The sequence below is a fragment of the Sulfurospirillum tamanense genome (genome assembly GCF_016937535.1).
Lineage (GTDB): Bacteria > Campylobacterota > Campylobacteria > Campylobacterales > Campylobacteraceae > Sulfurospirillum_B > Sulfurospirillum_B tamanense.
The window spans coordinates 1-26,331 of record NZ_JAFHKK010000028.1 but is presented as its reverse complement, the minus strand read 5'-3'; the positions used below and the strand labels follow the sequence as shown (position 1 = coordinate 26,331).

General features: G+C 44.1%; 24 protein-coding genes, 1 tRNA gene and 1 pseudogene. 5 read left to right on the top strand and 21 right to left on the bottom strand.

The features are described from left to right. The 13 genes and pseudogenes from JWV37_RS10700 to JWV37_RS10640 all read right to left on the bottom strand — a co-directional run. Positions 1 to 315 (bottom strand): annotated as a pseudogene (locus tag JWV37_RS10700) (bifunctional tRNA (5-methylaminomethyl-2-thiouridine)(34)-methyltransferase MnmD/FAD-dependent 5-carboxymethylaminomethyl-2-thiouridine(34) oxidoreductase MnmC); the annotation flags it as partial. 9 nt (positions 316 to 324) lie between these two features. Next, complete coding sequence (locus tag JWV37_RS10695) at positions 325 to 1,731, bottom strand: N-acetylmuramoyl-L-alanine amidase (protein WP_240332175.1); 1,407 nt, start codon at positions 1,729 to 1,731, stop codon at positions 325 to 327. A gap of 22 nt (positions 1,732 to 1,753) precedes the next feature. Beyond that, positions 1,754 to 2,851, bottom strand: a complete 1,098-nt coding sequence (locus JWV37_RS10690) for a nitronate monooxygenase (RefSeq protein WP_205459794.1) — start codon at positions 2,849 to 2,851, stop codon at positions 1,754 to 1,756. After that, positions 2,851 to 4,050 carry a tyrosine--tRNA ligase gene (tyrS, locus tag JWV37_RS10685; protein WP_205459793.1) on the bottom strand — a complete coding sequence of 400 codons (1,200 nt, stop codon included), beginning with the start codon at positions 4,048 to 4,050 and terminating at the stop codon, positions 2,851 to 2,853. The genes JWV37_RS10690 and tyrS overlap by 1 nt, the downstream gene beginning before the upstream one ends. Before the next feature lie 23 nt (positions 4,051 to 4,073). Next, positions 4,074 to 6,233, bottom strand: a complete 2,160-nt coding sequence (locus tag JWV37_RS10680) for a RelA/SpoT family protein (RefSeq protein WP_240332174.1) — start codon at positions 6,231 to 6,233, stop codon at positions 4,074 to 4,076. Between the two features lie 9 nt (positions 6,234 to 6,242). Further along, positions 6,243 to 6,461, bottom strand: coding sequence for a DNA-directed RNA polymerase subunit omega (locus JWV37_RS10675; protein ID WP_205459792.1), 219 nt, complete (start codon positions 6,459 to 6,461; stop codon positions 6,243 to 6,245). 17 nt (positions 6,462 to 6,478) lie between these two features. After that, entirely contained in the window at positions 6,479 to 7,195 is a 717-nt protein-coding gene (gene pyrH / locus JWV37_RS10670; RefSeq protein WP_205459791.1) for a UMP kinase, read from the bottom strand. A gap of 81 nt (positions 7,196 to 7,276) precedes the next feature. Next, positions 7,277 to 8,509: a murein hydrolase activator EnvC family protein gene (locus tag JWV37_RS10665; protein WP_205459790.1), complete on the bottom strand. Its 1,233-nt coding sequence runs from the start codon at positions 8,507 to 8,509 to the stop codon at positions 7,277 to 7,279. Continuing rightward, positions 8,506 to 9,321, bottom strand: coding sequence for an FtsX-like permease family protein (locus tag JWV37_RS10660; RefSeq protein WP_205459789.1), 816 nt, complete (start codon positions 9,319 to 9,321; stop codon positions 8,506 to 8,508). Before JWV37_RS10660 ends, JWV37_RS10665 begins: the two co-directional genes overlap by 4 nt. Continuing rightward, positions 9,308 to 9,979, bottom strand: coding sequence for a cell division ATP-binding protein FtsE (locus JWV37_RS10655; RefSeq protein ID WP_205459788.1), 672 nt, complete (start codon positions 9,977 to 9,979; stop codon positions 9,308 to 9,310). The genes JWV37_RS10660 and JWV37_RS10655 overlap by 14 nt, the downstream gene beginning before the upstream one ends. Beyond that, a complete protein-coding gene (gene trmB, locus JWV37_RS10650; protein WP_205459787.1) occupies positions 9,976 to 11,139 on the bottom strand; it encodes a tRNA (guanosine(46)-N7)-methyltransferase TrmB in 1,164 nt (387 codons plus the stop codon). Before trmB ends, JWV37_RS10655 begins: the two co-directional genes overlap by 4 nt. A 7-nt stretch (positions 11,140 to 11,146) precedes the next feature. After that, positions 11,147 to 12,373 carry a fibronectin type III domain-containing protein gene (locus tag JWV37_RS10645; protein WP_240332173.1) on the bottom strand — a complete coding sequence of 409 codons (1,227 nt, stop codon included), beginning with the start codon at positions 12,371 to 12,373 and terminating at the stop codon, positions 11,147 to 11,149. Beyond that, entirely contained in the window at positions 12,276 to 13,283 is a 1,008-nt protein-coding gene (locus tag JWV37_RS10640) for an RluA family pseudouridine synthase (protein WP_205459786.1), read from the bottom strand. The genes JWV37_RS10645 and JWV37_RS10640 overlap by 98 nt, the downstream gene beginning before the upstream one ends. Before the next feature lie 48 nt (positions 13,284 to 13,331). On the opposite strand from JWV37_RS10640, the gene JWV37_RS10635 reads away from it, so the two are divergent. The 3 genes from JWV37_RS10635 (at position 13,332) to JWV37_RS10625 (ending at position 14,937) form a co-directional block, all read left to right on the top strand. Then, positions 13,332 to 14,438 (top strand): FtsW/RodA/SpoVE family cell cycle protein, encoded by a 1,107-nt coding sequence (locus JWV37_RS10635; RefSeq protein ID WP_205459785.1) that lies wholly within the window; start codon positions 13,332 to 13,334, stop codon positions 14,436 to 14,438. 42 nt (positions 14,439 to 14,480) lie between these two features. Next, positions 14,481 to 14,557: transfer RNA gene (locus tag JWV37_RS10630), tRNA-Ile, on the top strand. A 23-nt stretch (positions 14,558 to 14,580) separates the two neighbouring features. Then, positions 14,581 to 14,937: a hypothetical protein gene (locus JWV37_RS10625; protein ID WP_205459784.1), complete on the top strand. Its 357-nt coding sequence runs from the start codon at positions 14,581 to 14,583 to the stop codon at positions 14,935 to 14,937. A gap of 26 nt (positions 14,938 to 14,963) precedes the next feature. Here the strand turns inward: JWV37_RS10625 and JWV37_RS10620 are convergent, their stop codons facing one another. Together JWV37_RS10620 and JWV37_RS10615 are read right to left on the bottom strand one after the other, a co-directional pair. Further along, a complete protein-coding gene (locus JWV37_RS10620; protein WP_205459783.1) occupies positions 14,964 to 17,096 on the bottom strand; it encodes a hypothetical protein in 2,133 nt (710 codons plus the stop codon). Beyond that, positions 17,093 to 18,340, bottom strand: a complete 1,248-nt coding sequence (locus JWV37_RS10615) for a response regulator (protein ID WP_205459782.1) — start codon at positions 18,338 to 18,340, stop codon at positions 17,093 to 17,095. Before JWV37_RS10615 ends, JWV37_RS10620 begins: the two co-directional genes overlap by 4 nt. A gap of 93 nt (positions 18,341 to 18,433) precedes the next feature. Between JWV37_RS10615 and JWV37_RS10610 the strand changes: the two genes are divergently transcribed. Continuing rightward, the gene (locus tag JWV37_RS10610) at positions 18,434 to 19,132 is read left to right on the top strand and encodes a response regulator transcription factor (RefSeq protein WP_205459781.1); all 699 of its coding nucleotides are present in this window, start codon (positions 18,434 to 18,436) and stop codon (positions 19,130 to 19,132) included. Here the strand turns inward: JWV37_RS10610 and JWV37_RS10605 are convergent. The 4 genes from JWV37_RS10605 to JWV37_RS10590 are packed head-to-tail and all read right to left on the bottom strand — an operon-like array spanning position 19,095 to position 24,133. Then, positions 19,095 to 20,831 (bottom strand): two-component system response regulator, encoded by a 1,737-nt coding sequence (locus tag JWV37_RS10605; protein WP_205459780.1) that lies wholly within the window; start codon positions 20,829 to 20,831, stop codon positions 19,095 to 19,097. The two genes, JWV37_RS10610 and JWV37_RS10605, sit on opposite strands and share 38 nt — an antisense overlap. Further along, positions 20,824 to 22,044 (bottom strand): sensor histidine kinase, encoded by a 1,221-nt coding sequence (locus tag JWV37_RS10600; RefSeq protein WP_205459779.1) that lies wholly within the window; start codon positions 22,042 to 22,044, stop codon positions 20,824 to 20,826. Before JWV37_RS10600 ends, JWV37_RS10605 begins: the two co-directional genes overlap by 8 nt. Then, positions 22,045 to 23,079: an FIST C-terminal domain-containing protein gene (locus JWV37_RS10595; protein ID WP_205459778.1), complete on the bottom strand. Its 1,035-nt coding sequence runs from the start codon at positions 23,077 to 23,079 to the stop codon at positions 22,045 to 22,047. It lies immediately after the preceding gene. Position 23,080: 1 nt separating this feature from the next. Beyond that, positions 23,081 to 24,133, bottom strand: a complete 1,053-nt coding sequence (locus tag JWV37_RS10590; protein WP_205459777.1) for an FIST signal transduction protein — start codon at positions 24,131 to 24,133, stop codon at positions 23,081 to 23,083. 157 nt (positions 24,134 to 24,290) lie between these two features. Here JWV37_RS10590 and JWV37_RS10585 point away from each other — a divergent pair, with 157 nt between their 5' ends. Further along, a complete protein-coding gene (locus JWV37_RS10585; RefSeq protein WP_205459776.1) occupies positions 24,291 to 25,493 on the top strand; it encodes a glycosyltransferase family 4 protein in 1,203 nt (400 codons plus the stop codon). 60 nt (positions 25,494 to 25,553) lie between these two features. Here the strand turns inward: JWV37_RS10585 and JWV37_RS10580 are convergent, their stop codons facing one another. After that, complete coding sequence (locus JWV37_RS10580) at positions 25,554 to 25,919, bottom strand: NifB/NifX family molybdenum-iron cluster-binding protein (RefSeq protein ID WP_205459775.1); 366 nt, start codon at positions 25,917 to 25,919, stop codon at positions 25,554 to 25,556. Between the two features lie 11 nt (positions 25,920 to 25,930). Continuing rightward, positions 25,931 to 26,269, bottom strand: coding sequence for a NifB/NifX family molybdenum-iron cluster-binding protein (locus JWV37_RS10575; RefSeq protein WP_205459774.1), 339 nt, complete (start codon positions 26,267 to 26,269; stop codon positions 25,931 to 25,933). Positions 26,270 to 26,331: the final 62 nt, after the last annotated feature.

Sequence of the window (26,331 nt, the reverse complement as noted above, 5' to 3'; positions counted from 1 at the left end):
ATGGGCGCGTGCCAAATCATCACCAGTGAGGGGAAATCCCTCGAAAGAGACAAAAACCAACTCCTTGGGCGGTGCTTTACATGTAGAAAAAAGCTCCCAGACAGCTAAAAGGTTTAGTCCTGTGCCAAACCCCCATTCGCCAATCACAAATCGTTCTTTATTTGCCCATCTTTTCAACAGTGCATTTCCTTCAAGAAACACATGGCGGCTCTCCTCCAAGCCTCCTTGTTTACTAAAATAATAGTCGCTAAATTCTGGACAAAAGGGCTGACCCTCCTCATCCCAAACCAATCTTGCAGGTTTCAAAGCATCCACAATGGGCCCTTAGTTATTTTTATAAAAATACGCATCGACGCCATCAGCCACACCTTTAGCAATGGCCTCCTGATAACTGTTATTAAAAATGCGTTTTACCTCGTCGGGGTTGGTAATGTACCCAACTTCTAAGAGTATTGCAGGCATTTGTGCCCCCACAAGTACCCAAAAAGGAGCTTCGCGCACACCACCATCACGCACGTTAAAGCGTTTTTGTTTAAGGGAATCTAACATGCCCTGCTGCACATCCAAAGCAAATTTATTTGAGGCGACAATTTTTTCTCGATTAAGGAAATTCAAATACGTCTGTTTAGAAAAATGGTTCATCTCTTCGATATCCGATTGGTTTTCTAAGGCTGCTACATTTTTAGAGCGCTCTGAACGCGCGGGAGAGAGAAAAAAGGTTTCAACTCCATACATACTCTTGTTTTTACTTTTCGTGGGCGCAGCGTTGGCGTGAATCGAAATAAACAGATCTGCATTTTTGTCATTAGCAATCCGTGTGCGATCTCGGAGCTTAATATACGTATCTTTACTGCGCGTATAGTGTACTTTATAGCCCCGTTTTTGCAACTCTTTCCCAAGCCTCAAGCCAATACTAAGCACCGCTGTTTTTTCTATGTATTTGCCATTGGTTGCGCCACCATCGCGCCCCCCATGGCCGGGGTCTATCACAACGGTTTTGGTGGCTGGGTTAAAGCGTCTTGGAGGTGTGTCGGGTTTGGTGCTTTCATAGGGTTTAGTGGTGGCACTCTGGGCGCCAGTTTTCTCAGAAAGACCAATAAAAACATGTTGGTCTTGGACGCGATGGTGTAGCGTCAAGGGACGGTTATGGGAAAAAACTACCCGAATGGTTTGCTTGTCGTATTGTGCCACACGCACTTGCCCCACCTCGTTGCTTTCATAGGTGCGTGAATTTCCCATCAGAGCCCCAGGAAGATCAAACACGTAACGGTAGGTATTGCTTGATTTAAGTAAAAAAGATTTGATTTGATTTTGTGTAAGGGTACGGTTAAAACGCAGTGTCAAATCGCCCGCACTAAAATCTACTCCAAGGGCTGCCAGTGCAGTATCTGATATGGTACTTTTGGAGGGGGTTGGTCGAGGGGGAACGGATGGGGGGACAGGTGAAATCTTGGCCAATTCCGAGGGTTTATTAAGCATAGAGGCGCCTAGGGTTTGAAGTTCTCTTTCATAGGGCGAGGCATCCAACCGCAAGGAAGAGGCGCTTTTTACAAGGCGTTTTAAGGCATCGACCTTCAACTCTGTGTCGTTTTGGATAATAGACTGAATATAGAGGTTTTTGAGCATGTGATGGAGCTTTAAAAGCTCCTCACTGTTAGCGCGCGCAAAGTCACGGTCAAACTGCTCAATCTGTTTTTGGTAAAGCGTATTGGCATAAAGCGTGCCAATCAACGCGAGCCATATCCAAAAAAGTTTAACTGTCTTCCCCGCCAACGAGCTTGCCTATTAATGTTTTGACTGAAATAATTTCTTTAAGCCGATACCCATTTGCTCCCGTAAAAAACAGTCCGCTTTGGGTTTTTCCCAGGTATGCATCAGCTAGCCTATCAGCAATACAGTACCCCACTTCTCTGGCTTCTTTGCCACGTTGGCAGGGGCTCACACAGTTGCTAATGCATTTAATCGGAGGGCCTTCACGCTTGTCCACGAGGTTAATTAGTGTTGTGCGCACACCCCTAGCAGGATACCCAACAGGAGATTTAAGCAACTCAATATCACTCTCCTTGGCTCCTAAAATCACCTTTTTAAAATCTTCGTGAGCGTCACATTCGTGTGTGCCAATAAAACGCGTGCCCATCTGCACTCCGTTTGCTCCAAGGGAAATCATCTTTTGAATATCCTCATGGTCCCATACGCCACCTGCAGCAAAAATAGGAAAATCGCCCCATTTAGCCGCTTCTTCTTTGACAGGTCCAATCAAATTTTCAAGTTGGAACTCTTCCATCAAGCACTGCTCATACGTAAAACCTTGGTGCCCGCCACTTTTGGGACCTTCCACCACAATTGCATCAGGCAGTCTGTCGTAACGCTGTTTCCAGCGTTTGCAAATAATCTTTAGTGCTTTAGCCGAAGAGACAATGGGCACAAGGGCCACGTCAGGGAAACCTTCGGTAAATTCAGGCATATTAGTAGGCAATCCTGCCCCAGAGATGATGATATTCACCCCAGCCTCACACGCATCACGCACCATGCGGGGGTAATCATTGCTAGCATACAACGCATTGACCGCCAACGGCGCATCGCCACAAATCTTACGGGCATTTTTTACAATGGCATGCAACCCCTCTTTGGAGTAGAAACTTTCTGCTTCATAAGGACGCGCGCCGATACTGCGTTTTACGTGGGCTTGGTCTTCATAATAACCCGTACCCACAGCGCTAATGACACCAAGGGCACCTTCTTTGCTCACATTTCCTGCCAACTTGTCCCAACTAATTCCAAGCCCCATACCGCCTTGAATAATGGGATATTTAAGAGTGTGCTTTCCAATTTTTACGCTTGAGAGTGCCATCATACCACCTTTAGCTTCATAAACTTTCGCTTGCCCACTTGAAGCACATACTCACCCACTTCAAGCTGCAACTGTTCGTCTTCGATTTTTTCTTGATCAAGCCTTACTGCCCCTTGGGCAATATCGCGCCTTGCTTGCTTGGTTGAAGGCTCCAAGCCTGCATCTACCAAGGCCTTTGCAATCCACACGGGACCTTTACATGTAAAGGTTTCCATGTCACTAGGAAGCTCATGATTAGCATGTACTTTATCAAACTCTGCCTTGGCTTCTTTGGCAGCAACTTCACCGTGGTACTTGGCTGTTATTTCTACGGCCAGCATCTCTTTAGCGTGCTTGGGGTGCACTGCACCCGATGCTACATCAATCTTAAGAGCCTCGATTTCCCCAAGTGTCTTGGCACTCAAAAGCTCATAATAGCGCCACATAAGGGTGTCAGAAATACTTAAAATCTTTCCAAACATATCCCCAGGAGCATCGGTAACGCCTATGTAGTTTCCTAGGCTTTTGCTCATTTTTTGCACGCCGTCTAATCCTTCAAGCAAAGGCATCATCACCACCGCTTGTTCTTTACCGACGTTATACACGCGTTGAAGTTGACGCCCCATAAGCAGGTTAAATTTTTGGTCAGTACCGCCCATCTCGATGTCGCACTTCATAGCCACACTGTCATACCCTTGCAACAAGGGGTATAAAAATTCACTAATAGAGATGGGGGTTTGGGACTTGTAGCGTTTTTCAAAATCTTCCCGTTCTAACATGCGCGCCACACTAAAGGTCGTCGCAAGTTCAATCATTCCCGCCGCGCCAAGGTCTTCAAGCCACGCGGAGTTAAACATCACTTCTGTTTTTTGGGGGTCTAAAATCTTAAACACTTGCTCTTTGTAGGTTTGGGCGTTTTTAAGTACCGTTTCACGGTCAAGTTTTTTGCGGGTTTCGTTTTTACCACTAGGATCACCAATCATCCCCGTAAAATCCCCAATCAAAAACTGCACCGTTGCGCCATAGCGCTGAAGTTGCGCCATTTTTTGAATCAACACCGTGTGTCCAAGGTGCAAATCAGGAGCCGTTGGGTCAAAACCCGCCTTAACATAATAGGTTTCACCTGTTTCAAAATAGCGTTTCACAAGGGTTTGAATACGTTCAAAATCAATGATTTCTGCAACGCCTCGCTGAATTTCCTTCAGTGCTTCTTGAACCATCTTTTCTCTCTTTACATGTAAGGTTATTTTTTATACGCGTCATTAAGTGAAATAAACTCAATGAGCTTGTAGCGCATTTTTATGCTTTCTCTGATGTGGGTTGAATCTGCCCCTTCGGGGAGCTCAATCACCAATTCAAAGTAGTCCGCGTGCCCATCTTCAGACTTTCCAAGCTCGATGGTGACGAGGTTGATTTGCATTTTAGCCAAATAAAATAAAAACGAGGCTAAAGATCCGCGCTTATTTTCAATGCTTACTATTAGCTTATACCGGTGTGGAGCATTGCGGGTCCACTTCACAAAAATCATCTCGTCTTTATGCTCCATTAGCTTGCTTGCTTTTTCGCATAGCTTATGATGAACAATGACATCACTTCCCTTCTTGAAGCCCACAATATCATCACCGCGCTTAGGATGGCAACAGTAATCAAACTCGACGTTTTCAACCTTATGATTAGAATAAATCACAATATTTTCAAACTTTTGTTTTTTTATTTTGTAGCGATCGATCTTTAAAAGCGGGAAAAGTAGACTGTCGCTTTTGGGGTATTTTTTTAAAGCATTGACCACATCTTGCAAGTAAATAGAATCGGTTGCGGCTTTGAAGATTTTTTTGGTAAGGTTTTCACTGGCAAGCCACGCCAATAACTTATTTTCACGCACATTAAAAATAGCCACCAAAATATCAATAGCGACACGCTGATTAATCTCTTTAATCTTTTGACGGCAATTTTGCTTGATAGCACTTCTGGCCTTTCCAGTAATCACACTATTGGCCCAACTGCACCGAAAATGTGCCTCTTTGCTGGTCACGATACGCACTATATCACCATTTTTAAGCTCTGTTAGCAACGGTACTTTTTGCTTGTTAACGTAAGCTTCCTTGGTGTGCATCCCCACTTCTGTATGCACTTCGTAAGCAAAATCCAATACCGTTGCACCGCGCGGCAGGGTAAAAATATCTCCCCTTGGCGAAAACACGGCAATGTCTTCACTAAAAAGGCTGTCTTTGGCATACTGGTAAAATTCTTCGATATTTTCCGAATCTTCATCTTGCAAAGTCAAATCACTCAACCAACCCAGCTTAGGATTGAGTCCACCGGTTTTGTATTTCCAGTGGGCTGCTACACCGTATTCTGCTGTATGATGCATGTCGTGGGTACGAATTTGCGCTTCGATAATGGACTTATCATCAAAAACGGTGGTGTGAATAGTCTGGTAGCCGTTTTCTTTTGAAAGAGAGATATAGTCTTTAAAGCGCGAAATCAACGGGTTAAAGTGTTGATGAATCACACCTAAAGCGCGGTAGCAATCATTGGGCTTATTTACCACAATGCGAATGGCAAGTAAATCCAAAACTTCCTCAATCGAAACGCCTTTGCGTTGCATTTTGAGATAGATAGAGTAGTAATGCTTGATGCGTTTATAAATGACAAAATCGCCCTCATTAAACCCATTTCGCAACATCAGTGTTGTTACTTTGTCAATGAAATGGTTGAGTTTGAGTTGGAGCTGTTGTTTTTCCTCTTGAAGGTACGCATCGATTTTATTATATTCGTTGGGCAAAATATACATAAAGCTTAGATCTTCAAGGGTGTTTTTAATGGATGAAATCCCAAGTCGGTGCGCAATAGGCACATACACAACCAATGTTTCTTCACTAATGCGCTGTTGTTTGGCATCACGCAAAGCGCCCAAGGTGAGCATGTTATGGAGCCTATCACATAACTTAATCACTAGTACGCGCACATCTTTAATGGAAGCAAGTAGCATTTTGCGAAATGTAAGGGCTGATGAGACAAGTTTTTCATTCGAAGTAGAGGGGATGAGCTGATCTTCTCTAATCTCCATGATTTTTGTCAGACCTTCCACCAAAACAGCGACTTCAGGGCTAAAATCCCCTCGCACATCGTCAATGGAACAACACGTATCTTCCACCACATCATGCAACAAGGCCGCCACCACCATCACTTCATCGCCACCAAAATGAGCCACAAAAGAGGCTACCAAAATAGGATGCACCGAATAGGGTTCACCGCTTTTTCGAAGCTGTCCTTTGTGCTTTGTAACAGTGAAGCTTACTGCTTTTTCAATCTCTTTGGTCATTTGGATTTGAGAACCCAAAATAGAAACAGCAGCGGAAATATCCGTGCAAGATTGTACTTTTTTAAGCAGTTCTTCCAAAATTGCGTCCTACTCTTCGCAGCGTAAAAGTGTCTCGATGCTAAGCTTTCCCTCGGCTACTTCCATGAGGGCAATGTCTGCAAATTTTACTTTATTTTTGTCTACACTAATTAATGGCATAGAACCTGCTGCCAACTCTTCTGCGCGCTTAGCAACAACCAATGCAAGCTTATAGCGATCTCCGTCCATGTGTTCCATGGCTTTTGCGGTAATTTTTTCAATTCTCATAGATTTTTTCTCCTTGGTTATTTGACGACAGAGCAGAGGCTGTAGTCGCCGTTAATGATATTGAGGATGTTGCCTTTTTTAAACATATTGCACACAACAATAGGAAGCCCATTGTCTTTAGCCAGTGCAATTGAGGTATCATCCATGACTTTAATGCTATCTTGCATGGCTTGGTCGTAACTAAGCTCATGCAGCAGGGTTGCGTCTAGAAATTTATTAGGGTCTTTGTCGTACACGCCATCAACTTTCGTTGCCTTAATAATCATATCCGCACCAATCTCAATGGCGCGTAACGTGGCTGCTGTGTCTGTAGTAAAAAAAGGATTGCCTGTTCCTGCAGCAAAAATAACAATGCGCCCTTTTTCTAAATGGCGCTGCGCACGGCGCACAATGAAGGTTTCACAAATGGCTTCCATTTTGATAGCACTTTGCACCCGCACATCTGTACCCACATACTCCAACGCTTCTTGCATAGCAACACTGTTAATGACCGTGGAAAGCATTCCCATGTAATCACCGCTGGTGCGCTTAATAATCCCATCTTTTGCTGCACTCACACCACGGATAATGTTGCCTCCACCAATAACAATGCCAACTTCTACATTTGCCTCTACCATGGACTTGATCTCAGAAGCAATAAAACGCAAGATAGATGTGTCAATACCAAACCCATTTTCGCCCGCTAATGCCTCACCCGAGAACTTAACCAATACCCGCTTTCTAGCCTTTTCCATGCCCTTGGCTCCTTTTTACATGTAAGGATAAATCCGCGTATTCTACTTAAAAAACACTTAAAAATCGTTTTAGAAAGGAACCTAGCGCACGGTGATGAGTTCAAGGGGGTTGATGTGGAAATTTTGCTGGGTAACTTCAAAGGTGAGGTCTTGGTCAATTCTGCCAATCACATAACCCTCCTTAATGCGCGAACCAACTTTTATCGTGGGAGCGATTTGGGTCATCTGGGCATAAATTGTGTGGATACCATTGCTGTTTTCCACAATAACAACATGGTTTAGCATGTTTGTGTTACCCGCATAAACAACCTTCCCCCCCAGAACATTTTTAACTTGCGCCAAAGGAGTCTTGGAGCGCAATACTACAGATTCATTAAAAATCTTAATTTTATAAATAGGATCAACATAATTTCCAAACGCCTGCTTTACTTCAAAACTGTCCAAAGGTGCAATGGTTTTTTGGCCACTATAGCGTTTCACGCGACTACTTTGGTAAGATGAACCAATCTGGCGTACCGTCACTTGCTGTGCTTCTGAGGGTGTTTGTGCCGCGGCTGCGGCACGTGCGGCGGCTTCAGCCTCAGCTTGCGCCTTTTTTTCTTCTTCGGCACGCTGTACAATCTTTAAGCGCTCGAGGGTTTCTTGAAGCTCTTTTTTTTCTGCGTAAATTTCCCCTAGACGCTTCCGGTATAAGGCGTTTTGCTTATCAAGCTCGGCCAAGCTTTGACGTTGCTTATCCCTAAGACCAAGAAGTGCACTCTCCTTGGTGCGCAATCCCTTTAAAGACTCATTGAGCTTTGTAATATCTCGGTTGCGTTTGCGGATTTCTTCATTTGTATGAGAATATTCGGCACTTAACTCTTTGAAGTCTTTTTTAATGAGCGCGTCCATTTTTTCAAGCACCGCATCTGCAATAATACTCTCGATGCTTTCTTGATAACCCTGGTCGGTTACCATATGAAATGAGAATTGTTCGGCAATAATACGAATCATACGCTGCTCTAATTCTTGTTTTGTTTTTTCCAATTCGGTGTTTTGTGTTTTTAACACTTCAAGCTCTTGGGTCGCCTCTTTAGTCTCTTCTTGGAGAGTTTTAATCTGTCCTTGAAGCGTCTCAATCTCTTGCGCTAGATTTTCAAGTGCTTTTCTTTCATTGGAAATATCATTGGCGATAGCCTCAAGTTTTTGGCCAATTTGACGCTCTTGTTTGGTTGTAGCGCTCAAAGAAGCACTGCTTGAAGAGATTTTTTCCTTGGTGGTGGCAGCGCTCCCTGTAACAAGCAAGAGCACAACCCCTAGAAACAGACGTATCATGGTGTTTCTCTTTTAACCTTTAGCATTACCATGCTGACTGAAACAAGAGCAAAAAATAAAGAAATTCCTAACAACGTGCCCCCTTCTTTCAAAGGCTCAATAGCAGGAATAATCACATCAATCGCCGCCGCAGCCGATGCAATTTCGGGCACTGAGGGCATAACATAAAACAAAGCTACTACAAAGCATGTTGCCAAAAAAGAATCCACCACGGCAAGGCGGTACAGTACCGCACTTTTCATCCAAAAGGGAGCGCCAAAAAGAGTCATGATGTCCATGCGTTCTTTATGTTCAAGCACCCAAATACGCATTTGCTTAAGCATCAAAAGTAAGGAAATAACCCCAATAAGACCCATAAAAACGTACGCCATGCTTTTTGCAATCACCAAAATACGGTAAATCGTGTCATAGGTTTTTGCAAAGGTTTCAACCCTACTAATAAAGTCCATACGCTCTAAATCACTCTTAATTTTACTTAATGCTTTAGCAGAGGGAAAGGAGGAGAGTTTGAGGTTGTAGAATTTTGGCAATGAGAGTTGTAGCAAAGAGAGATTTTGAGTAGAAATATCCCCCTTAAGCCTATCCAAAATAACCGACGGGCTAACCTCTTCCATGGCCTTTAAAGAGGGAACACTGCGAGCAATATCGGCTTCCTCGAGCGCCTTAGAAGCAACCACAATGATGCTGTATTCGTTTGTGATGCGGGTTTCATACTCTGCTACTATTACTTCCAGTCCACGGGTAAATTGAAAGGAAAACAATAGCACAATGAGAGGAAAAATAACCGAAAAATGGTTTTTAAGAGACTTCATACAATACGCCGCTTTCTAGGAAAAAGTGTTTATAATTTGAACCCATCGTTGTGGGGATGCGGTGGGTAACAACCACGATGGTTGTCCCCAAATGCTCACGCGCACTTTTCAAAAGTGACCAAATCACATCACTGGAGTACTCGTCCAAATTCCCCGTTGGCTCATCTGCCAAGAGCAACACTGGATTATGTGCCAAAGCTCTAGCCATGGCTACGCGCTGTTGCTCTCCTCCACTAAGCTCCAAAGGGTGCCTGTCTGCCTTGTGTAAAAGCTTGACATGTTTGAGCAGTTTTTGTGCTTGTTGCACACAAACACTCTTTGAAAAGCCGCCAATCAAAAGTGGAAGCATAACGTTTTTCTCCACCGTCCATTCGTTGATGAGTCGGTAATCTTGAAAGACGATCCCTATATAACGGCGCAAGGTGTTGAGCTTAGCTCCAGCAGGAGCATTCATGGAGATTCCACACACGGAAAGCTCTCCTTGGCGCAATGCAATTTCACCATAAAGTGATTTTAGGAGAGTAGATTTTCCACTACCGCTTTTCCCTGTGATGAAGGCAAAATCCTGTGAATTTATCCGCATATCACCATCGGTGATAACAGGTTCGTCATTGCGGTATCCAAGAGAAATTTTTGAAGCCTCTATCACATGATTCATGCGTGCATCCAATCCACCAAGGCACCATGAGCTAAAGTGTTGGCTTTAGTGGAAAAGACCTCTTCGGGGAAATACCGCGCTTTTCCCTCTTCAACAATAACATACCGATGCTCAGGCCTATCGTAGGCTCCAAAAGCGACTTTGAGCATGCCATGGGTTTCTTGAATATGGTACCAACCCTCTACATGTACAAACCAATTTTCCCCTCGCAATGTTGTGTCGGCGGTCTTATTTTTTAGTGTCTGCACATCAAGAGGTGTTTCAAAAATAAGAGGAGTCGGCGCCTTTGTCAAAGGGCTTTTGTGCTGATTTACAAGGGTTACATCGTAAATATTTTTTTCCATGCGCTTCCAACGGTCTTCGTATTTGCTACTAACCGCCAAGTCCATATTTTTCTGAATGCGCACCTTTGCTTTGGCAAGTGCCATAAACACCTCCAAGCTGTAGGCATAATACGCATCACTATCTGTGCGAAGCTCTAACGTTCCCTCGACCTTAAGCACCCGTAGCGCCTCCTCTACAAATCCTTCAGAAATCACGCGTCTATGTGGCTTTTTGTCCCAAGGGATGGGAAAATGCACAAAAATTCTTCCCACGCTATTGGCCGGCAAAAACTCTAATAAAATCCGTGCGTCATAATCCACTACAAGCAGGTTATCAAGTTCTTCGTGTTCAGCACGCTTGATGACTTGCTCGATTGAAGGTTTGTGAATTTCAATCCCTACATGTAAAACATCGGGATTGTTTTTTGCCTGGTGAAGCAAATGGCGACCACTTCCAAAACCAACTTCTACCCAAATTTCTTGCGCCTGAGTAGTGTCATTAGCAAAAAAGGCGGGTGTTTTAAGATGAAAAGAGGGGTTTTCATGATGGTTTTTTGTACTGTGAATATTGCTAAAAAGCACCGAGGCGGCCGTCGCTTTTTCATAAGCAATAAGCCCTTTTTGCAAAAGCTTCACCTGCGAGGGACGTGTAATTTTTTCCCCTTTCACAAGCGTTCCCTTGGGACGTTTTAGCTGCTTGATAAAAAACTGATGGCTATCCAACTGGGTCAGTATCAAAGACTCTTCTTTGGAGGTTGCCTCCCAAACAAAGACCACTTCTTCTTCATGGTGCGGATAAGACAAAGGGGTTAACGATGAAGCGTGAAAATTTGGCATGGGTTCCTTACTCGTTTGGTATCTGAACACGGACGCTTTGAGAAGCTTTGGAGGCCAAACCGTACTGGTCGATTGCCACCACTTCGTAGGTGTAACTCACGCCCTTACGAACATCGTGGTCTAAAAATTGTCCTGAAGTAATCCCCTGAATCACCTGAGAGTCCCCTCGGGCTTTTTTAATCACTTCAAATTTTTCTGCCCGCTGGTCTACTTGACTCCATGTAATCAACACGCCCGATGCATCTTGGCGAACACCTGTAATAGCAGGAGGAAGTGGTATATCTAAAGTTGTCCCCATGACAGGATTTGGTTGCCTAAGAGATTCCAGTCCATCTGTGTCAACTGCTGTTATTTTGTAGTAACGGTCCGCCCCGTTTGTGTTAATCAAATCCTCAAAGCGCGACTCATTGGTTTTGGCCAAAAAGGTATAAAACAGCACCGATGTTGGTGCGCGGTATATGCGGTAATGGGAAATATCTTTTTCTGGTGAAGGACGCCATGTTAAAATGATTTTTTTAGGTAAAGTGCGGGTGGCCTCAATGCCTTCAATCATCTTTGGCAAAGGTTTAGTTTTAGCTTCGATAATTTCACTTGGCTTAGAAATAATGCCATCAAAGGTGCGCACCATCACGCGATAGCGGTATACGTGGTTGTCTTTTAACCCTGTGTCAATATATTCTGCATTAAGTCTGCCTTTAACTTCAGCGATGCGTGACCAGGTATCTGAATTAAGTTCATTCCGTTCAACAATGTACGAACCCACTCGTTCATAAGGGTGTGGGCGCCAAAGTAGTTTTACACGGTTTGGCAACCCAACAATCGCTTTTACAAAAGGGACGGAGTCTAGCAAAGGACGGGTTTGGGCATTAACTACGGCACTAGGAGTAGACTCTTGCTTAGAGGTTGTAAAAGTTGCCATGCGGTAATGATACAGCGTCTCAGGGGTCAATCCCGTGTCCACATAATGGGAAGCATAACGGTCATTAACAGTCGCCACGCGGGTTAGCGGACCTTCTCCCGTGCCTCTATAGAGGTGATACCCCGCAACACCCTCGTCATACTGAGGCGTCCATTCAAATCCAATTTCTGTCATGTCTGAAATAGTTTTAATATTTTCAACCGCAGGCAAATTAGGGTTAATGGAGGGAGTTTCTGGCGGCAGAGGACCCCTTTGGCATCCACTCATCAGCGCCATCGAAACGGCAAGCAAGAGCAGTGAATAAAAGCGCTTCATCTATTTCCTCCTGAGTAAAATAATTGTGCAGTTGTGTTTCAAAATCTTCATACAAAGGCGCACACCATTGCATGGGTTTTTGTGTAATGGGATGGTCTAAATACAGGGCGTAAGCATGGAGCATAACCCTTGGGATTGTAGCTTTTTGGCTCTTAAAGCCGTATAAAGTATCGCCCAAAATATGACGAGATAGGCTTTCAAGATGTACACGTATTTGATGGGTTCGACCTGAAAAAAGTTTAGCGCCAATAAGCTCTGTGGTGCCATTTTTTCCTACTGCTAATTTACAAAATGCGCTTTTGGCTTCTCTTCCACCCTCAACGATGCCCATCTTAAGACGGTTTTTTGGGTTACGCGCGATGGGTTTATCCACCACGCAAGAATCTTTTAAAGGCAAATCAATCAGTGCCACGTAATACCGCCCCATGGTTTTGTTTTCAAGCTGCAAAGCCAGTGCGCGGTGTGCTTCGTTGGTTTTAGCAACCACCAAGGCCCCTGAGGTCTCTTTATCTAAACGGTGCACAATCCCATGGCGCTCTTCGCCGCTAAGGGTCGAGAGGGAAAACCCGCGCGCGCGCAACCAATCCACCACTGTGGCTTCTTTGACGCTAGGCGCTGGATGAACCGTCAAAAAAGGAGGTTTATTGAGTACCAAAATATGCGCATCTTCATACAGAATTGGGATTTCAAAATCCACTGCGACTGCTTCTGGCGCAGGAGTTTCCACTTCAGGCACCTCAACCTTGTCACCTGCTTGGAGTTTAAATCCTGTTTTGCACACTACTGTTCCGTTTACTATCACACCGTGGGTTTTAATGAGGTGTGCCACTTGATTCCGAGAAGCGGCTACTGTGGAAGTTAAAAAAATATCAAGACGCGATGCATCTTTACATGTAAACGCATTTACCAAGGTTTATCCCTTATCTGTTATAATGCCAAAAAATTTTAAGGCGACAGAGTGCTTCAACTAGACAAAAGGATTTTAACACATTTTGACTTTTTGATTCCTCTGCTTGTCTTGCCCATTATCGGGGTGTCTTATTTTCTTGTTTCTGAAGCAAGCCCCATGCTCGGAAACAAACAAATCGTCTATTTTGCCGTAGGATTTTGCGCTTTTTTCTTTTTCTTTTTCTTCCCTATCCGCAAACTCGAATGGCTTCTTCCTCTGTTTTATTGGCTTAATATCGCCCTCCTTGTTAGTGTCGAGTTTTTTGGCGTAAGCCGCTTAGGTGCGAAACGGTGGCTTGAAATTCCTTTTGTTCACTTTACTATTCAGCCTTCTGAACTCATGAAACCTGCTTTCATCCTCATGCTTGCTTATCTCATCAAACAAACACCGCCCGAAGAAGAGGGTTATGGCCTAAAAATGTTTTTGAAGCTTAGTTTTTACATTCTTCTGCCTTTTTTACTTATCGCCAAAGAGCCCGACCTTGGTACAGCACTTGTGATGCTGATTGTAGGGTATGGAATTTTATTTATCGTCGGAGTCAATAAAAAAATCTGGCTTTCTCTAGCTCTGCTAATTGCCCTTGGCGCGCCCTTTTTGTACAACAGTTTACACGGATACCAAAAACAGCGCATTCATGATTTTATTAGTGAAAAGCCCAGCTACCATGTGCGCCAGTCTCTTATCGCCATTGGGTCAGGTGGATTACTAGGCAAAGATAAAGACGAAGCCACACAAACCCATTTTAAATTTCTTCCCATTGCGACGAGTGACTTTATTTTTGCTTACCACATAGAACGCTTTGGTTTTTTGGGCGCCCTTGGCGTGGTTGTTTTGTATGCATTCTTAGTGATACACTTACTTACACTCAATCTTATGCTTAAGCACGATTACTTTACACGCGTCATGACTTCGGGACTTGCATTGCTTATTTTTGTCTACATGGCTGTTAATATCTCTATGACCATTGGCTTTGCTCCTGTAGTAGGAGTGCCTTTGCCTTTTTTTAGCTATGGGGGAAGCAGTTTTATCACGTTTATGATTTTTTTTGGAATTGTTCAAAATCTCTTGGCGTTTCGCTTTGACCCCACTTACCGCTTTGTCAAAATTAAGCTTTAGAACCGCGTAAGCAAAAACACCCTATAATCTCACTTCTTTTTTGGGTCTATAGCTCAGTTGGTTAGAGCATCCCGCTCATAACGGGACGGCCGTAGGTTCAAGTCCTACTGGACCCACCACCCTTGGGTTACAAGGAGTCTTTTTGAAATACCTTCTTTTTCTTTTTTCTTTTTTGGGATTTTTACTTGCGTGCACCAGTGATTGCACCTCCTGCCACCCAAGCCTTGATATCTACACCGACATTCGCCACCAACCCCTTGCTACCTGCGCAGGTTGCCATCCTCCTGAGAGCTTCAAAGACACTACTATGGCAACAGGGTGCGGGACGGATTGCTTTGTGTGCCATTCGGTCGAAAAAGTAGTAGCCGCCACCCCTGAACATGCCGTTATAAACGACTGTATTGAGTGCCATGAAGGCATCAAACCCTCGGCTGTGTTTTACAAGGTGCCTGCAACCTTACCTCAAGAGTTCGAACTCATTAAAAAATTTCAACAATAAAGACCCACTTCCTAACTTACCTTTGTTTAAACATTTTGATAGTGTATGATACTTAAGGGATAAAGCATATCTTCTGCTGGCTCATCCTCTTGGTAGGGTTTAGGTGGTGCGATATGTGCTAACCTTAGCTTATCATCCAAGGCTTTATTAATGGCAAAGAACTGAAGAAAATGCCTCAAACTCATCTCCCAGTCAACCTTCGTGCGCGATTGATGTCCAAGATGCGTTGTAATTTGGTGTTCGTATAAAAACCGCATAATCTCTTGGTGTATCTGGCGTCCCTCTTCGATGCTTTGAAACGGCGTAATCTTGGTGTACACTTCACGCATTTTTCCTTCGCGTATCTGCTTCTTTAGCACCACCAAAAACCGTTCTTTGGCTTTTTTATAGTGTTGAATTTGCCCATACTCCTCGTTCCAAATACCCAAACGCGACACCACTGCACACGCTTCTAGCATACGGCCAGTGCCAAGCAAAGTATCCAATGAAAGCACCTGTTTAATATGGTCTATTTTTTGGGCAGCATAAGGGGCCGATGGGGTAAATTCTTGCAACGCTTTTGCCAGTTTATTGGCCTGAGTAAAATCTTGTTCTGCCAAGGCACGTTGGAGCTTTTGCTTGAGTTCCTCTTGAAGCCACCCTACTTTTTCATATACGGCTGTCTCTTTTAAAAAGGGGTATTGTTCCACAAGTTTAAAATAGGCTTTAAAATCTTGCTCTCGAATGCGTAGCTCAGCCTCCTGAAAAGCCATGAGGTGCTTAAACATCAAAGCTACTTCGTGATTTTTTTCAGGAATTTTCAAAAACAAAGCAAGCATTTCAAGCACTACGGATTTGTTTGATGCAGGATCCCGACTAAGCAGCCGCTGTGCTTTGGAGTAAAGAGTGCGCCACATCTGCTCAAGCTTTTTATAGTGTTCGCTTTGCTTTAAAAAGGGTGTTTTTTCACACAAATCATAAGCGCGTGCAAAATCACGGGTTTTAATGCACCGCAACAAGGCAGCAAGTTCACCTTGCTGGCCCTCTAAAACTTCCATCTCCAAACGACATTTTGGGTGAAACATAAAGGGTTTTGCCTCTTGTTGCGCCTTTTCAAGGGAGCCTTCACTCAAAAGTACCGTAATGCTTTTTTTTGCCTCCAACCACTGTTCATACATTTTCCATGTGCTCTCATGGGTCATTAAAAAAGCATTTTTATTAAAAAAAGCATTTGCTTCGTCTAGGTTTCCCAAATCCACCTCACGCGAAAATTCTTTTTCATACTCGCGGTAATTCAACACCGCAAGCTCTCCGCTGGTAAACCCTACAAAGAAAAAAGCTTCAGACTGCGCCAGAACGCTAACCCCACCACAGCCAAAATCAAACACAAACATTTGCTCTAAGGAAGTAACATGAAAAGCCACCATGTTGGACTGCCGAGTACCAATAAAACAAAATTTTTTATTTGGAGCAATAAAAAGCGTTGTTGGCCACACGCCAATTGGGAGTTTTGTCTCCTGTAAAATAACTCCTTTTTCTGTCTCAATTTTTAAAACCCGCCCATCACGCAAAACAACCAAAGCAATGGTTTTTTCAAGATAAGCCATCGCCTCTACTACACTGCCAAGCTTTATATGGCTTATCTGCTCCTTGAGAAACAAATTGTGCGTCAGCACACCTCCGTGAAATCCCGCCACACTTACCAGAACATCATCAGACGAAAAGCATAAAGCACTGATGGCATCAGGCAAAGCCGGCAAACGATGCTCTATGGCGCCATTAAAGAGGTTTATTACATAGCTACGACCTTTTTCGTCGCCGCTGATTAATTTGTATTCGGAATGCGAAAGGGCCACTTTAGTAACTGCCCCATGGTGGTGAGTAAAACGAAAAACAAAAGAAACTACTTTGTCAATTTCCACAAGATAGCCGTATTTGGAATCGCGAGGCCAAAAAAACAGGCGGTCAAGCCCAAGCAGACACATGGAACGCTGATAGTAATCAAAAGGCAACTGCGCGGGCTTGGAAAAGTTTGTCACCCTCAAAAGTTTAAGTGTTGCCAAATCAACCAAAGTGTGACGTCTGGCTCGATCGGTAATGGCAAGACGGTGATTCACCTCATCGACGCGCACACCTGTAATGGCCACATCAAGGGTAAACCAACGCCTAGAGGGCATCATCCCCTTGCTCCTTGCTGGCAAATAATCGCAAGGTAGTTATTGGCATTTTTATCCAATGGCTTGACATAGACATGCACATCCACACTCCCCAAAACCGTCTCATACAATCCTTGTACTTCAAACCCTTTGGGTTTTTTTTCCCACAACCCAGCCATGCGTAAAAATGGGTCTTCCGTCAAAATCATCTCATCAAGCCGCAATGTCCCCTCTTTAAGGCGATACATTAATCCTGACTCAAACCCTTCCTCAACCATCTCGACAAACCCGAAATTATGAAAAGTGGCACACCCTCTAGCATCCAACACCACCGCAGGCAAAGGAATGGCATCAACAATATGCTTGTACATGTAAGAGACCAAACACGTTTCATTGCTTTGCGCTTCTAGCTTTGCTTGTGCTTTTGTTTGGTCTTGTAGCACAACCAAAAATTCCACAACCTCATGATCCAAGACGACAGGGGTACTGCTAAGGCTTACATGTAAAGATTGCATGGTTTTTGTTTGACAGACCACCTCACCCTGCCATGGTGCTTTAGTCATAATGCTTTCCAAAAACCCTTCATAAACCAAAGAGGAATTTTGGGCATGAAAAAACATAGCACAAGATTTCCCTATCAACTCCTCTGCTTCAAAGCCCAAAAGCCCCGCACCTCCAGGACTAACGCGCAAAATTTCACCATGCGTGTCAAGTAAAAGTAAATTCCCTACTTTATAAAAGGCATTTTGATAAGCATAAGCCTTGGCGCAACTCACCTTTAAATCCTTGCTTTGCCGCGCCACTTCGTCTTTAAGCGAAGCATTGAGCTGTTTTAGCTCTTCTTGATAACGGGCGCGCTCACGGGATTCAAAAATATACCCAACACTTTTATGTAAAGATTGAAGAATATGGTCACTTGAAAGAGGTTTTGTAATAAAACTATCAACCCCAAGGGCAATGAGTTTGAGCAAATACTCCGTTTCATCATGGGCAGATGTCACCACAATGGGCTGGTTTGGAATGATGGCTCGCATCGCTTCAATCATTGCAATACCGTCCATTTTTGGCATACGAATATCAGTAATAACCAAATCAAAGGGTGTTTTTTGAAAAGCCGCAAGCCCCTCTTCCCCATTGCTTGCAAGCACAATGGTGTCAAAAATATCCGAAAGTAGCATTGTAAGCTCTTCTCGCAAAGCCTCATCATCTTCCACGTATAAAATGCGCATTGTTTTACCCATTGTAAGCAATTCTTCCAAGTGTGCCATCATAAACTCCTTCTTACACTTTATCGTACACTTTCTCAGTTGCATCTGTGTTGCATTTTGATATAGTTTTCTCAAACATACACAGGAATTGCCATGCTCTCACTGCTTTTAGTGGAAGATGACACAGCACTAGGGGAAGAGCTCCATCTTTTTTTGTTAGACTTTTTTGAAAAAGTGACTGTTTTTACCAATGCCAACGATGCCCTTGTCTGGCTTAAAAACAACACTGCTGATGTGATTATGAGTGACATTTGCATGCCTGACATGAACGGTCTTGATTTTCTTAAACGCATCCGCAAAGAACGCCCCCATCAACTCCTCATTGTAATTTCTGGTCACCCGCAGACAGATTATTTACTTCAAAGCATTGCCTTGGGTATTTATCGCTTTATTGTTAAGCCTTTTGATTCCCAACAACTCATCGAAGAGATGCACACACTCACACGCCACCTCCGCCACCAAAAGCCTCAACTCGCCACTTCAACACTCTGGATTGGGGAGATAGTTCAATACGACCTCGAAACCAAACGCCTTTGCGTAAACCAAAAACCCGTCCATCTCACCAAAAAAGAAGGGGTGCTTCTTCATCTTTTAGCCCTCAATCGGCACCATTGCCTAAGTGAAGAAACGATGGCACAAAACATCTGGGAAGAACCCGTGCCTCCTTCTACTGTCCGCGCCCTCATTCGTAGACTTCGAGAAAAACTTGCCCTTCCCCGCGCCATTGTCAACTACCGTGGGTTTGGATACCAACTCAAGACATATGAGGCAGACTCTCCAAGGGCTGACTAAAATAAAACCCTTGTCCATACCGCACCCCTAGCGCCAACAAAGTCTCTTTTTCTTGCTCTGTCGCCACATGTTCTGCAATCACTTCAAACCCCATTCCTTGTGCCATTTTGAGAATATTTTTGACAATTCTCACCTTATGGGGCACCGCATCGATATTTCGGACAAATTGTCCATCAATTTTCAAAATATCGCAAGGTACGCTTTCAAGGCGGCTATAGTTTGATCGTTCAGCACCAAAATCATCGATAGCAATTTTAAAACCTGCCTCCTTTAATCGCCCAAGGGCTTGACTGGCGCAACTCGAACGCGCGTCAATCACCACATCTTCAAGAATTTCTAAAATGACCCGCGAAGGGTTTATTTGAGAAAGAGCTGTGCGTTTGATTAAAAAATCCACAAAGGTTTGGTCCATCATGTCTTCTTGGGAAAGATTAATGCTAAAGGGAATATTTTTATCACCAAAAGCTTCATAGCATTTTTTAATGAGCATACGCGTTAGATTTCCCATCAGACCATTTAAGCGTAACGGTTCAATGAAATACATTGGCATTAACACTGACCCGTCAGCTTCTTTTAGCCTTGCAAGGCATTCGTACTTTACATGTACACCCGTTTCCATCTCCACAATCGGTTGAAAGAATGGCACAACACGGTCTTCCTCTAAAGCTTTACGCGCTTTATGAATCCACAAAGCGTTGTGTTTTTGCGTGAGGGAAAAGGGGGAATTTCTAGCGTATATTTGGTATTTTCCTGCCAATCCAGACTCTTTAAGCTCATGCAAAGCAGTGCGCGCCTTAAGGAGGGCTGTGTCGGCGCTTTCATCAATGCAAATGCCGATAGAAAAAGAGATGTACATATCCGCATCTTCTTTGTGCATCACAGGCGTCTCTTTAAAAAAGCTAATGGCTTGCTGCGCAAGCACCTCAGGAAGACAACTGGAGCTCTCTTTAATTAAAGCAACAAACTCATCAGAGTTTTCCCTATAAAGAGGTGTATTTGGTGGTAAAATATACCGTAGCATAGATCCGATTTTAAACAAAAGCCCATCGGCCTCATCAAAACCTAAAAAATCATTAAACCCACTAAAATGGTCCACATCAAACACCATCACAGACAGGTGTTCATTTTTTCTCATGCAATGTAACTCTTCGTGCAGCGAAGCTTGATTGGGCAAAGAGGTGATAGGGTCGATACTAAGTGCCCGCTGTAGTTTTTGATAATTCTCTTCTAACTCTCCAGTCTTTTTTTCGATAACCTCTTCCAGGTGATGCTTGTAGGCAACATTTTCCCGCATGGCACAAATCACACGGGCTACTTTGCCTAACGTATCAATAAATTGTTCATACTGAATAGGTTTGAGCATGTAAGCATTTACGCCCGTGCGGATGCTGTCTAGGAAAAGTTCGGTTTCATTGTGAGCAGAAATGATGACAACAGGCACATTTTCATCAATTTTTTTGACAGCATGAATCAGCTCAATCCCGTTCATTCGAGGCATATTAATGTCAGTAATAAGCAAATCTGGAGCAACAGGCTGAGCCTTAAAAACCTCCAGTCCCTCTTGCCCATCGCTTGCATACAACACTGTGGCAAAAAATTCTTCCAATAAAGCTCCCGTTTCATTGCGCAAAGAAATGTCATCCTCAACATACAACACAGTGAGCCCTGATGTGAGCTGTGCTACTTCCATTTCATTCATTTTCACCCTCCTCTTGCAAGGCAAACACTATGGTAAAACAGGCACCATTGGCCGTATTGGCCACCAAAAGGCGTCCTTTAGCGTGGTCTTCAATGATGGTTTTTGACATGTATAGCCCTAACCCAGTGCCATTTTTCTCTTCTTTGGTGGAAAAATAGGGTTCAAAGATTTTTTCTATCAATACAGGCTCAATCCCTCCTGCGCTGTCTTCGATTTCCAAAACCGTAGAATCTGGCGTGTCGTAGGTGCGTAGCCAAATTATTTTTTGGGCAGGATTACGCTCTTTCATGGCGTCTTCAGCGTTTTTTAGCAGATTTAAAATAACTTGCATGACTTCGTTAGTGTGGAGTGAAAGCAGGCGGGAAGAGCGCTCCTCTTTATGCAGTGTAATGCCATTGACTTCCAACGCCTTACCGATAATGCCAAGGGTGCGCTCCACTAAATCATGCAGCGTGGTTTGGTCACGGCGCTTGTCGGGTTTGAAAAAATTGCGAAAATCATCAATGGTGGCGGTCAGAAACTTTACGTAGTTTTCTATTTTTCCTACCGATTTAAGAAGGTATTCTTCCAATCCTCGCCGACCATCCTCTGTTTCAAGGTTAAACTTTTTCAGTGCCAACTTAACCTTAACAGAGGCTGCGACGGTAGAAATCGACCCGAGGGGCTGACGCCACTGATGAGCAATCATGCTAATCATTTCACCCATTTGCGCCAAGCGGGATTGTTGTAAAATGTGTTTATCTTTCTCGCGGTTTCGCCCCACCTCAACACGCACTTTTTCTTCCAGTGTTGCATTAAGTTTGACAAGGGTTTCGTGGTTGGTGCAAGCGCGAATCGCATTGTCAAGCTTAGCATGCAAGGAACGCAAGATAGCCTCCACTGCGACTAGCTCTTCTTCCCCAAGAAAAAACATAAAGCTCATCACCCCGCCGCCCACGTACATGTAAAGCACTTGCTCTCCGTTGCGCTTTACATGTAAATCCCAAGAGCGGTTGTGTGCATTAGGGGCAATAACGCTATATAAACTGCGTTTTCCTTGGCTACATATGAGTTCAAAATTTTCTCCGTTGGTGCGCCAGAATCCGCTTGCGATAGCGCCGCTTTTGCGCGCAAACACCCGTAAAAAATTGCGCAACATGTGTTCCATATCAAGAGAAGTTCCGATGGCGTTAATGCATTCGTATGTAACGAGCAGTTGTTGATTAAATTGCATTTAATATGCTCCCGCAACACAACTGTTGTTGTAAAGTTCTAGGTAGCTTTTAGATGTATTGGCAATTTCACCCAGCGTCAACATTCCAACCATTCCACCCTCTTTTAAACACTTTCCCATGCCCTCAATCTTTTCAATGAATGCTTCTTCTAGTAAGAATTTTCTTCCTACACAATCAAAGACAAACATAGGTTCTGCTTTGCTTTTGCGTTGGTGCGCCACATAACATGCACAACTTTTTGAAGCTTCAAGCAGCTGTTTTTTTGAAGCCACACCCAGCGAGACAACCGTATCTTCCATGGCATCGCCCACAAGCTTCAAGGTGCGTCCATCTGTTTCCCTAGGAATACGGATGCTTTTTTCACCAAAAGCCCGCTCAAACATCAGCGGATGCGCAAGTCCTGTTTCAAAAATATTTTCAGGCGTCACATTTACATCAAACCACTTGTGTACTGCACGCTTATAAACACTAAAAGCGTCTTGAAAATCAATCGTTTCAATCACATTATGCACTGCTTTGGAAATCATAGAAAAATCGCCCATAGAGTCATAGCCATGCTTTACCTCTGCAGTAAATTTTTTGCTACTGCCCACGACAATCACCCCATATTGTGCGTAGTTGTCGCCATCATACATGTACGCCTTTTCTCCTTTTACCAAAGTCCCCGCACCCCCTCCAAAAATCACTGCTTTTGCTGGTGTTGTCTCAAACAACATTTCAAGCTTTTCTCCCACATCGGGATCATAGCCATCAACAATAACTAAAAAACTTTGAGATTTTTTCTGAACATCTTCTTGGATGCCCCATTCCAAGGTAACATTAGAATTTAACTCGCACACAAAAGCACTCGATTCACTCAGCCCATCCTCATTAAATACCGCAGGAAAAACAGCCCCTAGCCAATGAACGCAAAGGCTCCCAGCAAGCTCTTCAAAAGGAAATTTTTCTCCTGCTAAAACAAGGTACTGGTTCCCCGTTTTAGTACAGGCAACAGCTTGAGCAATAGTTTCTACTTTATCAACACGCACAAACATTTCACACCGCCCCAACCACGCAGGTTTTATTGTAAAATTCAATATTGCCATCATGTTTGTTGGCGATCTCTCCAAGACTCAAAACTCCCCACATAGGCGCCCCAATTCCTTTTTTAATAGCGGCAAGTTCTTGGGAAAAATCCTCCTCCAAAAACAAAACTCGCGACACACAATCCACCACAATCGCGCCTTTGGGCGCTTCTTTAAGAAGGTTCGCAGCCTCACTGGCAGCTTCATTAGCAGCTTTAATCAAAGAGGAAGCTTCTCCTTTTAAAATTAGCACAACAGACCCCTCTTCCATCTCTCCCACAAGCACCAAAGCTGTACCATCTGTGGCAATGGGGTCACGCACCACCATCTCAGATCCGTATTTTCTAATACCAAAAGGGTAGCATTTTGCAAGGGAAAAAAAGTTTTCTGAAGTGAGTTTTTTGCCACTATCGTACTCAACAATCTGCCGATAAATTCCAAACGCGTCTTTATAATTGAGTGCTTGGAGGATATTTTTATCTGTTTTTGTTGCCATCAAAGGCCCCACAAGCTCATCCCATCCATGCCCCACTCCAAGCCCAAGCGGTGTGTCACACGAAAGAATTAAGGCCGCATCTTGGTGCAATCCCTGAGTGTCAAAGATTAGAGGTTCTTGGACAAGAGTGAGCTTCCCGCTTCCTCCTCCCAAGATAGAAGCGGCCGAAGCAGTCACTTCAAACAAAGCCTCAAGAAAAGTGACAATATGTGCAGAAAACCCATCCACAATCACCAATACCATCCCTGAAAAATCTTCTAACGTCCCATTAAAACACGCCTTCTCCATGGAGGGGACAAAGGTAATGTGCACTTCTTTTTCAAGTTGAACTGCCAAAATTCCTTGTGCATAATAAGCTTCTTCATAAACCACATAAGGAAAAACAGCACCCACACACAGTGGGTCACTGGGCAATTCATTCCAAGAAAAAAGGGTTTTTTCTCCCACTAAAAGCAGATACCGTTCGCCTTTTTTTGCCCCTTCTTGCCATGCTTCTTGCGTGGGGAAAAACGTCACCGACTGAAACATTACTTCTCCTTTTTAGACGAATGGTTCTTTGACACTTTCGCAAGAACTCTTTTGTTTAAATAGTAGCGCAAAAGTGTTGCATTGATGTTGTATTAAAAGCACAGCAACAAGAAAAATTTACCTGTGGTATCATTGGGTAAAAAAATTAAGGGTACGAATGCGGATTTTACACACCATCTCCCAACTTCCTGGCAAAACAGGTAGTGGGATTTTTCTTCAAGAACTGTTTCGCATCGGCAAAGAAAAAGGCTACACTCAAGGGGTGCTTGCGGGGATTCCTGCCCTTGGGTACGACATTCACATCGAGGGATTGGAACATTTTTTTCCTGTGCGTTTTAATACCCCATTGCTTCCTTTTGATGTGGTAGGCATGAGCGACGTGATGCCCTACCCTAGCCGTACGTTTTCCTCCCTAACGCCTACAGAAATAGATGCTTATGAAGCCGCGTTTACAGAGGCTATTCATCACGCTGTTGCTAACTTTAAACCCGATGTCATTTTAGGCAACCACTTGTGGATTCTCAGCGCCCTTGTGCGCAAACTTTACCCCCACATTCCTTTTTTGTGCTTGTGTCACGGGACGGATTTGCGTCAGGGGGAACTTGCCCCGCATCTTGGTGTACATGTAAAGCCTTGGCTTCGAGAATGCACACAGATTTTTGCTTTAAATGAGCCTCAAAAAAAGACCATTATGGAGCGTTTTAATATAAGCGATGCACGCGTGAGTGTCAACGGAAGCGGCTACGATGCTGCCAAATTTTTTCCCACGCCAAAGCCCAAAGCACCCCCTGTCAAGGTGCTTTACATCGGAAAACTGAGCAACGCCAAAGGGGTGCCCTCGCTCCTTCGCGCCATGGAGCGCTTGCCTTTTTTGCCCCACGAAGTAACGCTTACATGTATTGGTGGAGGAAGTGGGCCTGAGACGGAAGCCATTTTAGCCCACCTTGCCACCACTCCCTTTCATGCCCTTGGTTTTGTCTCTCACGAAACCCTCATCACCCATCTTTACACCAGCCATGTGTTTGTCTTGCCCTCTTTTTACGAAGGGTTGCCTTTAGTGGTCTTAGAGGCGTTGGCTTCAGGATTGCGGGTGGTTTGCACAGACCTTCCTGGGCTTGAACCTTTTTTGGGCCCTTTGCCCAAAGGCGCCATGGCCTACGTGCCACTGCCGCCCATGGCTTCGGTGGATGTGCCTAAACCCGAGGGGTTGGATGCTTTTGAAGAGGCTTTAGCACGTGCGCTAGAAATGAACATTCGTGCGGTACTTGTGGGAGAAACGTTGGATGAAAAGGGTGTACAACACGCCTTGCTGCCAAAGAGTTGGGGAGGGTTATTTGAGCGGATTGAGGCTTACATGTAAAGAAAATATTCAGCACTATTGTGCTGAATATTCACAGGTTATTCACAGGGGAAAAGTGGCCTAATGGGCCTTGCATGTCCCCTCGCCCGCACTTCGTTGAAGACTATTGGCTAAAAATGCCTGAACGCTCTCTTCTACGGTTTTTGAGCTTTTGTCAAAATACAAGGGCAATCCCGCTTTAGAGAATCCTTCCGCGGGGCGTCCGCCAATGCCTGTCACAATGAGTGCATCCGGGGAAAGGTTCATGATGTTAATCACCGCGTTGCCGCATCCACCCTCTTGGTGCCCAGGGTTTTCTACCGTAGCAACCTCAACAATTTCACCCTCGCCAAGCGTCACTACAGTGTAAAACTTCGCCTTGCCAAAATGGCCATCCATCGGGGAGAGTTTCCCCATGTTTTTATTTGTTGGAAACACTAGTCGCATTTTTATCTCCTTTAAAGTTGTTGGGCCAAAGCCCCTTTTTTGTACGCTTCGTACGCCTCTTGCACACACATTTCACCAGCTCCTACAAACAATTTCACAGAAGAATTTTCCAACACCTTGATGGCTTTTTCACCTGCACCATTGCCTGTGATAATCACATCGATGTTCGCCTTAAGAACATTTGCGGCCATTTTTAGCCCCGCTCCTTGGGCGTCGTCTTTGCCGCTGTTGCTGAGCACTTTTAGTTGATTGGTTGTCTCGTCATACACTAGCGCCATTTGTGTGCGTCCAAAACGCGGGTCCATCGGCGAAGCCCAATTTTCACCTTGGGTTGTAAAAAGTAACTTCATAGTCTTCCTTTACATGTAAACGCAAATGTTTTGCCATAGCGCTTGCATTTGCTTTGTTAATT

What these genes read in the sequence shown, in the direction of transcription:
- JWV37_RS10690 (WP_205459794.1), bottom strand. Translation starts at nt 2,851, where the DNA reads ATGGCACTCTCAAGCGTAAAAATTGGAAAGCACACTCTTAAATATCCC.
- tyrS (WP_205459793.1), bottom strand. Translation starts at nt 4,050, where the DNA reads ATGGTTCAAGAAGCACTGAAGGAAATTCAGCGAGGCGTTGCAGAAATC.
- JWV37_RS10675 (WP_205459792.1), bottom strand. Translation starts at nt 6,461, where the DNA reads ATGAGAATTGAAAAAATTACCGCAAAAGCCATGGAACACATGGACGGA.
- pyrH (WP_205459791.1), bottom strand. Translation starts at nt 7,195, where the DNA reads ATGGAAAAGGCTAGAAAGCGGGTATTGGTTAAGTTCTCGGGTGAGGCA.
- JWV37_RS10665 (WP_205459790.1), bottom strand. Translation starts at nt 8,509, where the DNA reads ATGATACGTCTGTTTCTAGGGGTTGTGCTCTTGCTTGTTACAGGGAGC.
- JWV37_RS10660 (WP_205459789.1), bottom strand. Translation starts at nt 9,321, where the DNA reads ATGAAGTCTCTTAAAAACCATTTTTCGGTTATTTTTCCTCTCATTGTG.
- JWV37_RS10655 (WP_205459788.1), bottom strand. Translation starts at nt 9,979, where the DNA reads ATGAATCATGTGATAGAGGCTTCAAAAATTTCTCTTGGATACCGCAAT.
- trmB (WP_205459787.1), bottom strand. Translation starts at nt 11,139, where the DNA reads ATGCCAAATTTTCACGCTTCATCGTTAACCCCTTTGTCTTATCCGCAC.
- JWV37_RS10645 (WP_240332173.1), bottom strand. Translation starts at nt 12,373, where the DNA reads ATGAAGCGCTTTTATTCACTGCTCTTGCTTGCCGTTTCGATGGCGCTG.
- JWV37_RS10620 (WP_205459783.1), bottom strand. Translation starts at nt 17,096, where the DNA reads ATGATGCCCTCTAGGCGTTGGTTTACCCTTGATGTGGCCATTACAGGT.
- JWV37_RS10615 (WP_205459782.1), bottom strand. Translation starts at nt 18,340, where the DNA reads ATGGCACACTTGGAAGAATTGCTTACAATGGGTAAAACAATGCGCATT.
- JWV37_RS10610 (WP_205459781.1), top strand. Translation starts at nt 18,434, where the DNA reads ATGCTCTCACTGCTTTTAGTGGAAGATGACACAGCACTAGGGGAAGAG.
- JWV37_RS10605 (WP_205459780.1), bottom strand. Translation starts at nt 20,831, where the DNA reads ATGAATGAAATGGAAGTAGCACAGCTCACATCAGGGCTCACTGTGTTG.
- JWV37_RS10600 (WP_205459779.1), bottom strand. Translation starts at nt 22,044, where the DNA reads ATGCAATTTAATCAACAACTGCTCGTTACATACGAATGCATTAACGCC.
- JWV37_RS10595 (WP_205459778.1), bottom strand. Translation starts at nt 23,079, where the DNA reads ATGTTTGTGCGTGTTGATAAAGTAGAAACTATTGCTCAAGCTGTTGCC.
- JWV37_RS10590 (WP_205459777.1), bottom strand. Translation starts at nt 24,133, where the DNA reads ATGTTTCAGTCGGTGACGTTTTTCCCCACGCAAGAAGCATGGCAAGAA.
- JWV37_RS10585 (WP_205459776.1), top strand. Translation starts at nt 24,291, where the DNA reads ATGCGGATTTTACACACCATCTCCCAACTTCCTGGCAAAACAGGTAGT.
- JWV37_RS10580 (WP_205459775.1), bottom strand. Translation starts at nt 25,919, where the DNA reads ATGCGACTAGTGTTTCCAACAAATAAAAACATGGGGAAACTCTCCCCG.
- JWV37_RS10575 (WP_205459774.1), bottom strand. Translation starts at nt 26,269, where the DNA reads ATGAAGTTACTTTTTACAACCCAAGGTGAAAATTGGGCTTCGCCGATG.